Here is a 13,656-nt window from a genome sequence, read left to right on the forward strand (position 1 = left end):
GACTACCCGAGAGGGCCAAAGAGTGAGCGCAAACGTCACCCGCATCTGCCTACTCGGTAGATCGCTAACAAGAAAAATCGGGAGGTGGCCACACAGGAGAATCTGCATGGTTGCCACTACCCGCCGGTAACGGCTAGGCAGTGGCGAGATGTCGCCTTGACTGACTAGCCGTTCAGTGATCGGCGTGGCGCCGACTAGAACAACAGTCCATGGGGAGAACCCTTAGTGATGACCGGGCGCAGCATACCAAAATGTTTCATGGGACCGCAATGGATTTTCGGAGGCCCATAGAGGCGACTGCGGTGTTTCTGCGACACGTGGTTTTCGTCGGCGGAACCGTCAAAATGCGCCTCACCCGGCGGCGGACCAAATCAGTCACTGACTCTCTCGATGCCGGCGCCTACGCGACGCCAGCGGAAACCCCGGCTAGGCCTTGGCTAGGCCGATCCATTCGAGGCCGATGGAAAGGGCCGAGCGCCTCACAAATGACAGGGGCGATCAGCGCCTACTGTGGCAAAGCGGGCGTGGTGGATGGTTGACACTGTTGCTCGCCCACGGTGTGCGCATGCCGCCGATCGTCCTCGGCGTGCAGGTAGATGCCAGTCGTCTCAATCGAGGCATGCCGCAGGTTCTTCTGGATAAAACGGATATCGGTGCCGGCGTCGGCCTGGTGCGAAGCCGCAGAATGGCGCAGCCAGTGCGTCGAGGCACGCGTCAGCGTCACCGCGCCGGCCGGATCGCTCGCCTCCAACACGGCGGCCGCCCGCCGGAACACCTCCTTCGCGATCAGATAGACCGCCGTCGGCGTGAGGTGCCGCTGCGCGTCGCCGGCGACGCTCAGAATGGCCGGGCTCAGCTCACCGGGCGCGGGCATCGGCGGCAGGCCGTGGAACGCGCGATAGCGAGCAAACTCGGCCATCAACGCGTCGCTCACTGGTACCTCGCCCTCGGCGCCACCCTTGCCGACAACGTACAGCCACCAGCGCCCCCGCCGCTGGACGAAGTCGGCTGCCCTCGCGCGGGCGGCTTCGCTCGCGCGCAGCGCTGTATGGTAGAGAAAGCGCATCACCCAGCGGCTGCGCTCGTAATGCTGGCACTCGCGCGGCGTGCCCTGCGGCCAGCCCTCCATCGACGCGAGCACCACCTGCCACAGCGCATGATCGAGATAACGCTCGACGCGTCGAGCGCGCGAGCCACGCGTTGAGCGGCTGCGGCGCAGGGCAAGCGGATTGCCCGCGAGGTAGCCGGCCGCGACAAGGTAGTCGAGCAGTCCGGAAAGGATGCCGAGCGCCTGACGGCGGCTGCGCTCGGACAGCGGCCCATCGAAAAGCCGCCGCGCGCCGCCGCGGCGCGGCAGGGCCGGGTCGGTCCAGTCGGCCGTCGGCGCGGCCAGAAACTGCTCATAAAGCAGGAAATCCTCGCGCGTGAGGCTCGACATCGGCTTGCCCAGCGTGCGTGTTGCCCAGACGAGCAGCCGCACCACTTCCTTTCGGTAGCTGCGCAGGGTGTGCGGCGAACTGGCGTACTCGGCAAGCCACAAGCGTACGGCCTCAAGGTCGGTATCGGCCGTGACCTGCCGGTTGGCGGCGCGCGCCCGGTTAGTGCCGTCACGGCCGTCCAGTGCAGAGGGCAATACGATCGGCAGGACTGATTCGTGTGCTGGAGCGGGCAAGTTCATGGACTGACACGATTTTGCGGCGGGGTTCCGCATCGTACACCTACGAAGCTTACGATTATGCGCGTTATCGTAAATTTCTGGCGCTTGTGATTACGTATATAACGTAATACGATCATATGCATTATTCAGAATCCAGAAATTCCACCTCTCAGCCGCTTCCGCCCATGAGCCGTATCAGCGATACCCGTCTACGCACCCGTGAAGCAGCCGCGCGCCTGGTTGCCGCGGGCCGACACCCGCATGAGCTCACCGTCGACCTGATCTACGCCGAGATTCGCCAGGGCAGCCGCACCACCATCAATGACGAGCTGAAGCTGTGGAAGGACGAGCAGGCGCGCAACGACGCGCTCTCTGCCGCATTGCCGCCAGCCGTCGCCAACGCCATGCTGTCTGTCTGGGCGTTGGCCGTCGCGCAGGGAGAACAGGTCTTTGCGCAGCGCAGCGGGGAGTTTGAGGCCGAAGCGGCCGCCGCAACCACGCGCGCCGAATCGCTGCAGGTCGCCAATGCGGGATTGCAGGCGGAAGTACAAACGCTTCGCACTCAGGTTGACGACCTGCAGGCGCGGCTCGCCACCGCGCTTGCCGATCACGCCAGGGGCCAGACCCAGCTGGACGCAGCCATCCGCCAGGCCGAAGCAGCCGTGGCTGAGCGCGATGCCGTGCGCGCGCAATCGGACCAGGCCCTGCACGAAGCGCAGTCCACCCATGCCCGCGAACTGGAAGCTGTGCGGGCTGCCCGCGCCGAACACGAGGCCGCCCTGCGGGCGGAGGTCGACCAGGCCACCGCCCGGCTCGAAGGCGTGCAGAAGCTCGTCATGCTGCAGACCGACGAAGCGCGCGAAGCCCAGCGTCGCGCGGAAGCGGCCGTTTCGAAGACCCGGCAACGAAACGAGCAACTTGTGGCCGACGGGCAGCGTCTCTCCGCCGACGCTGCTGAACAGCGGCGGCTGGCCGAACGGCATGAAAAACAGCTCGCCGGTGTCATGGAAGAAACGCGCGAACTGCGGCGCGAGCGCGATTCCCTGACCCAGCAGGTAGCCCTGTTGCAGGGCCAGCTCAAGGGCCGCGACGAATCCGCGCCAGCGCGTACAGCCAGACGTCGCGCCAGTTGAGCCAAACAGCGAACAACGGCTTTCGGAGTACCGCGGAGTGCCTCAGCGCCCGCGCTACAATCGGGCCTTCGGTCCTCGCCTGGCGGCGCTGGACCGATGCAGTGCCATGAGCAACCGCCCGACAGGAAACCGAGCCTCATGAACACGAACGAACCGCAAACACCGGCCTGGCAGCCGATCGCTGCGCTGCCGGTCATTCTTGATCTCGCCGGCGCGCAGATTGAAGAGGTACAGGCTACCTTCGACGCTCTGACCCGGTGCCGGTCGCGACCCCATGTGCTTGACGACGCCACCCTGGCCCGGACGCGCCAGGTCTACGGCGAGCAACGGGATTTTCTGCCGATCCAGCGCGAGCAGGTTACACGGTGGCGATCCGGGCCGCTCACACCGCAGGAGCGCGAAGAACTTGCTCATCTGAGCGCGCGGATCGAGCGGCTGGCGGCGCTGCTCGACGATATTCTCGCGCTGACAGACGAGCTGTCGCACGGCACGATCGACCGGATCCTGGGCATGAGCGATGCGGACCTTGCCGCTGCGGTGTTATCGGGCTCGCTCAGATTGCCGCAACGCTGACACGCGGAAAATGCTGCAACGGTACCGGCTGGCTCGATTCGCGCGGCACCTATGAACCAGATTTCCGAAACCGCGTACCCGTTACTGCCAGCGGAGATTGCGGCAGACGAGTTGCGGGCAGTCTTCACGCCCAGCGCCGCCGAAATCCGCTTCGTGTACGGCCAGTTCCGGCAGGCGCCAACACGCGTGCTGATTCTGACGCAGCTCAAACTGCTCCAGCGTCTGGGATACATGCCGCCAATGTCAGACGTGCCGCCCGAAATCGTCGACCATATTTGCTCGGTGCTCAAGGTCCGATCGCCGCCCCGCGCAACGATCAAGCGCTATGACAGGTCGGGCAGCAAGTCTCGGCACCAGAAGGTACTGCGCGAATTTGTCGGCATCCGCGTTGTTGACGCGCTGACCCATGAATGGCTTGCTGTCGTGGCGGACATCGCCGCGCGCACGAAGGCAGAGTTGCCGGACATCGTCAACGTGCTGCTTGAGGAACTCATCAGGCAGCGCTACGAACTGCCGCCGCTGGCCACACTCTCGCGCATTGCTGCTTCCGCCCGCAGCCGGCTTCACGAGGCCATCTACCAGGCCTACTCGGAGGCGCTGGACGAGCCGCTCAGAGCCCGCCTCGACGCTCTCTTCATCAACCGGGCGGGACGCACGCCCTGGGACGAACTGAAGCGGGAACCAAAACGGCCAAGGCCGCGCGAGGTGGCAAGCTTCCTCAAGCACATCCAGGCCATAACCGAGTTGGCCGACGGCTTGCCGCCCCCGCCGGACATTCTTTCAGTCCCCAAGCGCATGCAGCTCGTCCTGGAAGCACGAGCCCTCGACATCCATGAGATGCGCGTGCTCAAGCCGGCGAAGCGCTACACGCTTGCCGTGCTGTTCATCCTCGCGCAGCTGCAGAAGGCACTTGATGACGTCGCGGAAATCTTCATCAAGACGGTCCGCAACCTGGAAGGCACGGCGGATCTGCGCATGAAACAGTATCGGCTCGCACACGCTGACGAACTCGAATCGCTTGTCAGTCAGTTTCGCGATGTGCTCCACATCCTGCAAGACGATGAGGCTCCAGCCGCCGAGCGCATCGCGCGCATGAGGGCATCCCTCAATGACGATCCCAGCAGTGCCCTGAACCGATGCAACGAGCACATCGCATATACCGGCAATCACGCCATCCCGTTTTTGCTGGCCCCATACAGGAATCTGCGGTCGCTGCTGTTCCAATTCCTCGACATCCTGTCGCTGCGCTCTAGCTCGCAGGACGATACCCTGCTCGACGCGCTCGCTTGGATCCAGCCATACCGGGCGTCACGTCGCGAATACCTGCTGCTGGGCGACGCGGACCTCGCCGAGCTGCCGCTCGACTGGATCCCGGAAAAGTGGGAGAAATTTGTCTTCCCGGACGGGCGGTCCGCTCGACTGCTGCACCGGAAATATTTCGAGTTGTGCGTGTTCAGCCAGCTCAGACGTGAACTGAACTCCGGCGACGTTTATGTCGAGCACAGCGACCAGTATGACGATCCCCGTGAACACCAGATATCGTGGGAGGAGTTCCGCGAGGAACTGCCGCGCTATGCCGAATTCGTCGACTTCCCGGTCGATGGCCGGGCCTTCGTCCAGCAACTGAAGGACAAACTCAGCGCATTGGCAGACGAGGTCGACGCTACCTTTCCGGAGAACGACTACGTCGAGATTGGCGACCAGGGTCTGATTCTCCACAAGCTCGAGAAGAAGCCCGACCCGCCAAACAAGATGTTGATCGACCAGGCCATCACGGCGTCGATGCGGCCGGTGAGCATCCTTGACATCCTGACCGAAACCGAACAGTGGCTCGATTTACACCGACTGTTTGGCCCATTATCCGGCTTCGAGGCAAAGATCGACGAGCCGCGCAAACGCTTCATCACAACGCTGTTCTGCTATGGGTGTAACCTCGGACCGGCACAGACCGCGCGCTCGGTAAAGAACCTCAGCCGCAAGCAGCTTGCCTGGCTGAATCTGCGCCACGTGACCGAGGAGCGCCTGGACAAGGCCATCGTCAGGGTCATCAACGCATACAACCAGTTTGCGCTGCCGAAGTTCTGGGGCTCCGGCAGCCGGGTTTCGGCCGACGGCACGAAATGGAATCTCTATGAGCAGAATCTGCTATCCGAATATCACATCCGGTACGGCGGCTATGGCGGTATCGGCTACTACCACGTGTCGGACAAGTACATCGCGCTGTTCAGCCACTTCATCCCGTGCGGCGTGCATGAAGCCGTCTACATCCTCGACGGGCTGATCAAGAATACCTCCGATGTGCAGCCGGACACGGTTCACGGCGATACGCAGGCGCAGAGCGCGCCGGTCTTCGCACTCGCACACCTGCTCGGCATCAAGCTGATGCCCCGCATTCGCGACATCAAGGAGCTGCGCTTCTACAAGGCGGACCGGCGCCGTCGCTACAGGAACATCGAGCCACTGTTCCGCGGCAACGTCGACTGGGCCCTGATCGAAAGGCATTTTCCGGACATGCTGCGCGTTGCCATCTCGATCAAGGCCGGCCGTATGACGCCATCGACGATCCTGCGCCGCCTCGGCTCCGAGAGTGTCAAGAACAAGCTGTATTTCGCGTTCCGCGAGCTCGGCCGGGTGATCCGCACCCTGTTCCTGCTGCGCTATATCAACGACCCGGAAATGCGCCGGACGATCCATGCCGCGACGAACAAGAGCGAGCAGTTCAACGATTTCGCGAAATGGCTGATGTCCGGCGGCGACGTCATCGCGGAAAACGTCCGGCACGAGCAGCGCAAAGTCATCAAGTACAACCAACTCGTCGCGAACATGGTCATCCTCTACAACGTGCAGTGGATGTCGCGCAAACTGAAGGAGCTGCAAGTGAAGGGCCATCCCGTCGACGCCGAGGTGCTCCAGGCGCTGTCGCCTTACCGGAAGGACCACATCAACCGGCTCGGGTCCTATTTGGTGGATCTCCAGCGGAAGGTGCCGCCGCTCGATACGTCGATCGATTTCGTTTTCGGATCGGCGGCGTAGTGGGAGGTTGGCAAGAATGCCCGCGACTTCCGCGAGCGCGGCGCGCCATCGTCGTGCGAGACAGCGCCATCGACGCATGTCGAAGGCTTACCCGTCGTGACCCGCTCCTGCAAGCGGGCAACTGACGCAGACTCTTGGAAAACCACCGACCTGAACACCGTGACGAATCGGCTCGACCTCTTCGAACACAGCCGCGACGTCATGCTACGCAATGACGTGCTGGCGGCGCTTGAGCAACGCGACCACCGGCGGACGTGAGGCGCCGCTTCGGCTGACCTCGGAATATCCGATCGACGCGCTCGCGCCGACCATCGAGATACTGGTCGACATGCCCTCGCTCATGCTCGACATGCTGAGCCTGGAACGCGAAGGCCGGCAGCATGAACTCCTCGAACGACGAAAGACCTTCCGCGACCTGCACCCGGGGCTCTTCAGTGCCTACATCCGTATGCGATAGCGGCAGTCACGCCAAGTGTTGCCCACACAACCGTGGCTGGCTCGACGCAGAGACATTTTTTCTTTACGGATCAGATAGTTAAGCCAACTTTGGCGAAAATTTCACGAATCCCGGCCGACCCTCGTATACCATCACCATCCTCGTGGTCACTGAACCCCCACGGTCGTTCATTGCTGCCCGTCGGACCAAATCAAACCACGTTTAGCCGTGTGGCATCCCCAGTCGGAAGCGGTCCCGGGCACCGACTTCCGGTCAATGCATGTGTGTCTGCGTCAACCACGACGCCTTGGACCGCTCTGACCTTTGGGCCGTGCTTTTGACTTTTTCTTTGACTTTGTCATCGGCCCATGACGCCAACGAAGAAAGGCGGCAAAGGCGCCGAATAGCAATAGCAGCCCGACCGTCAAGACACCGATGGTGACCGCTACCTCATTGGAAACGTGATTGTGGTTCATGGGACGCTATTCCCCTTGCGAAGCGGCAAAACGCACAGGTCGACCCTCAATCCAAGACGCTTCCGAGGGCCATTTCGCGAAGCAACTCGCCTTTTGATCCGTATAACGCTTTAAATCAAAAGGCGATCGGCGTCACCATTGCTCCGTGCCCGCCTCAGCGCACCCCGGTGAACCCGTGGTGGTGGAAGGTTGGGCGCGCGTGACAGAATATTCTGAAGCCGGGCCCGGATGCCGGAACCCGGCTTAGTCACGGCCAGATCAGGCCGGCTGTCTGCCAGGCACTTCGACCACGGCCGCCTCCTCTTCATCGCGGCGATGGACATAGCGATAGAGGGCCGGCAGGACCAGCAGGGTCAGTGCCGTGGAAGACAGGATGCCGCCGATCACCACGGTGGCCAGCGGCCGCTGCACCTCCGCCCCCGTTCCCGTCGCGATTGCCATGGGCACGAAGCCCAGCGAAGCTACCAGCGCCGTCATCAGCACCGGGCGCAGGCGCGTGATGGCACCGACCCGCACCGCCTCGTCCAGCTCCCGGCCTTCCTCGCGCAGCGTGCGGATGAAGGAGAGCATCACCAGGCCATTGAGCACCGCCACGCCGGACAGGGCGATGAAGCCCACTGCCGCCGAGATAGATAGCGGAATCCCGCGCAGCCATAGCGACAGGATGCCGCCGGTCAGCGCGAACGGAATGCCCGTGAAGACGAGCAGGCCGTCCTTGAGATTGCCGAACATCGTAAACAGCAGCAGGAAGACCAGCAGCAGCGCGACCGGCACCACGACCTTCAGCCGCGACGTGGCGGACTGAAGTTGCTCGAAGGTGCCACCCCACGTGGTCCAGTAGCCGGCAGGGATCTGCACCTGCGATGCGATCTTGTCTTCCGCCTCGGCGACGAAAGAGCCGATATCACGTCCGCGTACGTTGGCGCTGATCACCACACGCCGCTTGCCGTTCTCGCGACTGATCTGGTTCGGACCCGGTGCCATGTCAAAGCTTGCCAGCTCGCCGAGTGGCACGTAAGAAGTGGCCTGCGAGGCGACCTCCTTGGGCAACGGCACCGGCAGGCGCTTGAGTGCCTCGATGTCCTGCCGCACCTCGTCTGGCAGCCGGACCAGGATATCGAAGCGGCGGTCCCCTTCGAACAGCAGTCCGGCTTCCCGGCCGCCGATGGCGGTGGAGATCGTCTCCTGCACTTCCGACAGGCTGATGCCATAGCGCGATACCTTCTGGCGGTCGATGTTGATGGTCAGCATCGGCAGGCCGGTAGTCTGCTCCACCTTGACCGATTCGGCGCCGGCCACGCCCTGCAGGGCCTTGGCGATGCCGGCTGCGGCCTTGTTCAACTGGTCCATGTCGTCGCCGAACAGCTTGACGGCCACGTCGCTGCGCACGCCGGAAAGCAGCTCGTTGAATCGCATCTGGATCGGCTGGGTGAACTCATAGTTGTTGCCCGGCACCTTGCTCACGATCTCCTGGATGGCGGCGAGCACCTCGGCCTGGCTGCGGCGCGGGCTCGGCCACTGGTCGGCCGGCTTGAGCATGACAAAGGTATCCGCGACGTTGGGCGGCATGGGATCGGTGGCAATCTCGGCCGTGCCGATCTTGGCGAAGACGCGCTCCACCTCGGGTACCTTCCGGATGTGCTTTTCCAGCTCGCCCTGCATTGCAACCGCCTGGCTCAGGCTGGTGCCGGGGATGCGCAGGGCATGCACGGCGATATCGCCCTCGTTGAGGTTCGGGATGAACTCCGTGCCAAGCCGGCTGGCCACGGCTACGGAGAACAGGACCAGGACCGCGGCGAAGACGGCGACGATCGACGTATTGCGCAGCGCGGCGTCCAGGGCCGGCTCATATTTCTTCCTGGCCCACGCCATCAGCCGGTTCTCCTTCTCGGAGATCCGGTCGCCCATGAAGAGCGCCACGGCCGCGGGAATGAAGGTGACCGACAGGATCATCGCTCCCAACAATGCCAGCACCACCGTGAAGGCCATCGGGTGGAACATCTTGCCTTCCACGCCGCTGAGCGCAAAGATGGGCAGGTACACGATCATGATGATCAGCTGACCGAAGATCAGGGCCCGGCGGGCTTCCTTCGATGCATTGAACACTTCGTGGAAACGTTCGGTCCGGGTCAGCGGCCTGCCATGCAGGGACTGGGCATGCGCCAGGCGCCGCACGCAGTTCTCGACGATGACGACGGCGCCGTCGACGATGATGCCGAAATCGAGCGCGCCCAGGCTCATCAGGTTGGCACTGACCTTGTAGCTCACCATGCCGGTAAAGGTGAACAGCATGGACAGCGGGATGACCAGGGCCGTGATGACGGCCGCCCGCATATTGCCGAGGAAGAGGAACAGCACCGCAATCACCAGGATGGCGCCTTCCAGCAGGTTCTTCTTCACCGTGGCAATGGCCTTGTCCACCAGCGTGGTCCGGTCGTACACCGGTACTGCCTTGACGCCGGCCGGCAGGGTCTTGTTGATCGCGGCGATCTTCTTGTCGACGGCCTGGGAGACCGCGCGGCTGTTCTCGCCGATCAGCATGAAGACCGTGCCCAACACCACTTCCTGGCCGTTCTCGGTCGCCGCACCGGTGCGTAGTTCCTTGCCGATGGCGACATCGGCCACATCCCGGATGCGAATCGGGATGCCTTTATTGGCACCGATGACCACATCACCGATATCCTCGATCGAGCGGACCTGGCCCGGCGCGCGCACCAGGTACTGCTCGCCGCGGCGCTCGATGTAGCCGGCGCCGACATTCATGTTGTTCTTGTCGAGCGCCGCCACCAGCTCGGCCAGGGACAGGCCGTAGCTCGACAACCGCTCCAGGCTGGGTGCTACCACGTACTCCTTGGCGTATCCACCGATGGTGTTGATCTCGGTGACGCCCGGCACGGTGCGCAGCTGCGGCTTGATGACCCAGTCCTGGATCTCGCGCAGGTCGGTAGGCGTATAGGGCTTGCCATCCGGTTTTTTTGCGCCCTCGGTGGCTTCGACCGTCCACATGTAGATCTCGCCGAGGCCGGTGGAAATCGGGCCCATCGTCGGTGTCAGGCCGACCGGCAGGGATTCGCGCGCTTCCTGGATGCGCTGGTTGACCAGCTGCCGCGCAAAGTAGATATCGGTGCCATCCTTGAAGATGACGGTGACCTGGGACAGGCCATAGCGCGACAGCGAGCGGGTCTGTTCCAGCCCGGGCAAGCCCGCCATCGCGGTCTCGATCGGGAAGGTGATGCGCTGCTCCGCCTCGAGCGGCGAATAACCGGGCGCGGCCGTGTTGACCTGTACCTGGACGTTGGTGATATCGGGTACGGCATCGATCGGCAGGCGGGTGTAGTTGTACACGCCCAGCGCGGCCATGCCGAGCACGACCAGCAGCACCAGCCAGCGCTGCTCAATGGCAAAGCGAATGATACGTTCGAACATGCTGGTCTCCGGTATCAGTGCGCGTGTTCCGCGCCCGCCTTGCCGAGTTCGGCCTTGAGCAGGAACGAGTTGGTCGCGGCGTACTTCATGCCGGCGCGCATGCCCTCTCGGATCTCGGTCCGTTTGCCGTCCGAGTGCCCGAGCTTGACCGGTTGCGGCAAGAATCCGCCCGGCACCGCCACGAACACGACGGGCTCATCGCGCACCGTCTGGATCGCTTCCGTAGTCACGGTCACCGGTGCTTCGGCGACGCCAGCCGTCAGCGAAACGGTTACGAACAGGCCGGGACGCCAGCCCATCTTGGGATTGTTCAGGGTCACGCGCGCGCGCGCCGTGCGGGTCTGCTCGCCCAGCAAGGCGCCGACATAGGAAACCTTGCCTTGCGCCTTCTCCTCGAAGGCCGTCGAAGAGATCGTCACCTGTTCGCCAACGCGGACATTGCCAAGGTCCTTGGGGGAGATGACAAACTCGGCCCACACCGTGCTCAGGTCCGAGATGGTGAAAACATTGGCGTCTTCCTTCACGGCCTCGCCCAACGCCAGATGCTTTTCCACGATCACGCCGTCGAACGGCGCGCGCAGCTCGAACCGGTTCAGGCCCTTGGACGCAGCCGAAGCGCCGATGGCACTCAGCTTCTGGCCGGCGTTACGCACCGCGATCTCCGCTTCCTGCAGCGCGGTCCTGGCCTGCAGGTAGTCCTGCTCGGCGGAAATCCGCTCTTCCCAGAGCTTCTTCTCACGCTGGTAGGTGGTCTTGGCCAGTGCAAGACGCTGCTGGGCCGCGAGCAGTTCGCTGCGCTGCTCGGAGAGCTGCGTGCTCGCGATCACGGCCAGCACTTCGCCCTTCTTCACGGTCTGGCCCAGGGATGCCGGCACGGCCTCGGCCACGCCCGCCAGGCGCGGCACCACGTGGGCGGTGCGGTCCTCGTTGAAGCGGATCTCGCCCGGGAACTGCAGGGTCGAGGCAATCTGCGCCGGGCCGGCTGCCTGGATCGCGACGTTCGATGACTTGAGCTGGCTCTCGCTCAGGCGAACGACATCCTCGTCCTTGTTGAGTGCGACGGTCAGCTGAGCACCAGCGGCGCGTACCACGATATCGGCCTGGAAGACATGGGGCTCGCCGATGGCGGTGGTACTTTCCAGATAGCCGTCCTTGGCGACGAACGCCAACGCTTCGGTCTCGCCCGTGGGACGCTTGAGTGTGCCCGTCGCCGCAAGGTCTTTTGCAGCGATAGCCTTGTCCTTGCGCGTGCCCCACAGCCGGAGGCGAGCGTCGTCGCCATCTTCGGCGAGGAGGGTTTCAATGGTCAGGTCCTTCTCGGTCTGCAACTGGCCGCCGTGAGGCCCCTTCGGGCCGGCTTCATGATGCTCTTCGTCGGCATGGCCCTCGGCGTGGTCGTGTCCTGCCTCCTTGCCGCCGTCGTGGTGTTCCGCGTCCGCGTGGCCCTTGGCCTCCGCATGGTCGCCATGGCTGTGCCCATGTTCGTCCGCGCCACTGCCGGACTGGCCGCTCGTCAACAGTACGCCTCCGGTTGCCAGCGCACCAATGACGACGATTGCCGCGATGATGGACTTTTGCTTGGTAGTAATTGACATGCTGCGGTAGTCCCTTTAGCGACCGAGGATGCGGTCAATGTTCGTGGCGGCCTCGTAGGTGCGGGCCAGTACGCCGAGATAACGGATGCGGGCCTGGAACAGGGTGCGTTGGGCGTCCAGTACGTCCAGGAAGTTGAACTTGCCGGCTTCGAATCCCTTGGTGGCCGCGTCGTACGCCTGCTGGGCCCCGGGCAACACGGTCGTCTTCAGCGCCTGGGCGGAAGCCCGTGACACCGACAGCTGGTTTGAAGCCTGTTGCAGGGCGTTGTTCAGGCGGATCTGGCTGGCAAGGTACTCGTCCTGCGCCTTGTCGGCGCGGCGGATGGCCTCGTAGAGATTGCCCTGGTTCCGGTCAAACAGCGGCAACGGGATGGCGACGCCAAGTACGGCCATGTTCCGGTTGGCTTCGTTGTCACGCTTGGCGCCGACACTGAGCGTCAGGTCCGGGTATTGGCGGCTGCGCTCGACCCCGACCAGTGCCTGTCGTCGGTCCAGTTCCAGCCGGTTTGCCAGCAGGGCCGGCGACCTTTCGAGTTCCGCGCGCAGCAAGTCCGGCGCCGGTCGCGTCGGCAGGGCATCGAGGTCACCGACCGCCTCCGTGAATTGCGGGCTGGCGTTCCCCCACAAGGTGGCAAGCGCCTGCCGTGCCGTCTGCAGTTCCGCGGTGGCCTCGGCGACTTCCAGTTCGGCGTTGGCCTGTTCGACACGCGCCTTGGTCTCATCGACTGGCGAGATCTTGCCCGCGGCCACACGCCGGGCAGCGGCCTGGGCACCCTTGGCGGCGATGTCCGCCGAGCCGGTCGCGAGCTTGACCCGCTCCTGCGCAATCAGGACACCGAAGAAGGCCGCGATGACCGATGCGCGCAGGTCGGCGCGGAGACTGCTCAACTGCGCCTGGGCGACGTCCCGCCCGCGTTCGGCGGCCGCAATTCGGGCCGAGCGCTTGCCGCCGAGTTCTAGCGGAATGTTGACCTGTCCGGTCGTGGTGCGCGTCGCCTTGCGCGTGTCTTCCATGACCGCGGCGATTTCCGGGTTGGGAATCACCCGCGACTGCATGATCGCGCCTTCGTTTGCGTCGACCTCCTTGGCCGCCGCGGACAGTGAGAAGTTGCCAGCTGCCGCCAGGGCGAGGGCGGTCTCGAGCGTCAGCGGCCCAGCGTCATCGCGCTGCGCTGCAACGGCACCGGTGGTGGCAGGCAGGGCCTGGCCGAGGGTAAGAGTAGGGCTGAGCGCGCATGCCGCCAGCCCGAGCTGCAGGAAAAGTCTTCGCATCGAATTGCACCACGGAAAGTACCAGGGGAATTCGGCGAGACGAGGATCGTCAGGA

8 protein-coding genes are annotated in these 13,656 nt (G+C 63.9%); 4 read left to right on the forward strand and 4 right to left on the reverse strand.

Going from position 1 to position 13,656, the window contains the following annotated elements; genetic code table 11:
• Positions 1 to 505 precede the first annotated feature (505 nt).
• Entirely contained in the window at positions 506 to 1,678 is a 1,173-nt protein-coding gene (locus A3AG_RS0102585) for a tyrosine-type recombinase/integrase (RefSeq protein WP_012354833.1), read from the reverse strand.
• 164 nt (positions 1,679 to 1,842) lie between these two features.
• Here A3AG_RS0102585 and A3AG_RS0102590 point away from each other — a divergent pair, with 164 nt between their 5' ends.
• The 4 genes from A3AG_RS0102590 to A3AG_RS0102605 all read left to right on the forward strand — a co-directional run bounded on the left by A3AG_RS0102590 (position 1,843) and on the right by A3AG_RS0102605 (position 6,853).
• Positions 1,843 to 2,790 carry a DNA-binding protein gene (locus tag A3AG_RS0102590; protein WP_012354834.1) on the forward strand — a complete coding sequence of 316 codons (948 nt, stop codon included), beginning with the start codon at positions 1,843 to 1,845 and terminating at the stop codon, positions 2,788 to 2,790.
• A 138-nt stretch (positions 2,791 to 2,928) separates the two neighbouring features.
• Positions 2,929 to 3,363 carry a hypothetical protein gene (locus tag A3AG_RS0102595; protein ID WP_012354835.1) on the forward strand — a complete coding sequence of 145 codons (435 nt, stop codon included), beginning with the start codon at positions 2,929 to 2,931 and terminating at the stop codon, positions 3,361 to 3,363.
• Between the two features lie 51 nt (positions 3,364 to 3,414).
• Complete coding sequence (locus A3AG_RS0102600) at positions 3,415 to 6,396, forward strand: Tn3 family transposase (RefSeq protein ID WP_012354836.1); 2,982 nt, start codon at positions 3,415 to 3,417, stop codon at positions 6,394 to 6,396.
• Positions 6,397 to 6,625: 229 nt separating this feature from the next.
• A complete protein-coding gene (locus tag A3AG_RS0102605) occupies positions 6,626 to 6,853 on the forward strand; it encodes a hypothetical protein (protein ID WP_012354837.1) in 228 nt (75 codons plus the stop codon).
• A 713-nt stretch (positions 6,854 to 7,566) separates the two neighbouring features.
• Here the strand turns inward: A3AG_RS0102605 and A3AG_RS0102610 are convergent.
• The 3 genes from A3AG_RS0102610 to A3AG_RS0102620 are packed head-to-tail and all read right to left on the reverse strand — an operon-like array spanning position 7,567 to position 13,601.
• On the reverse strand, positions 7,567 to 10,734 hold the full coding sequence (locus tag A3AG_RS0102610) for an efflux RND transporter permease subunit (RefSeq protein ID WP_012354839.1): 3,168 nt from the start codon (positions 10,732 to 10,734) through the stop codon (positions 7,567 to 7,569).
• Between the two features lie 14 nt (positions 10,735 to 10,748).
• A complete protein-coding gene (locus A3AG_RS0102615) occupies positions 10,749 to 12,329 on the reverse strand; it encodes an efflux RND transporter periplasmic adaptor subunit (RefSeq protein ID WP_012354840.1) in 1,581 nt (526 codons plus the stop codon).
• A gap of 15 nt (positions 12,330 to 12,344) precedes the next feature.
• Positions 12,345 to 13,601: a TolC family protein gene (locus A3AG_RS0102620; RefSeq protein WP_012354841.1), complete on the reverse strand. Its 1,257-nt coding sequence runs from the start codon at positions 13,599 to 13,601 to the stop codon at positions 12,345 to 12,347.
• Between the last annotated feature and the right edge of the window lie 55 nt (positions 13,602 to 13,656).

This window comes from Cupriavidus neocaledonicus (genome assembly GCF_000372525.1).
Lineage (GTDB): Bacteria > Pseudomonadota > Gammaproteobacteria > Burkholderiales > Burkholderiaceae > Cupriavidus > Cupriavidus neocaledonicus.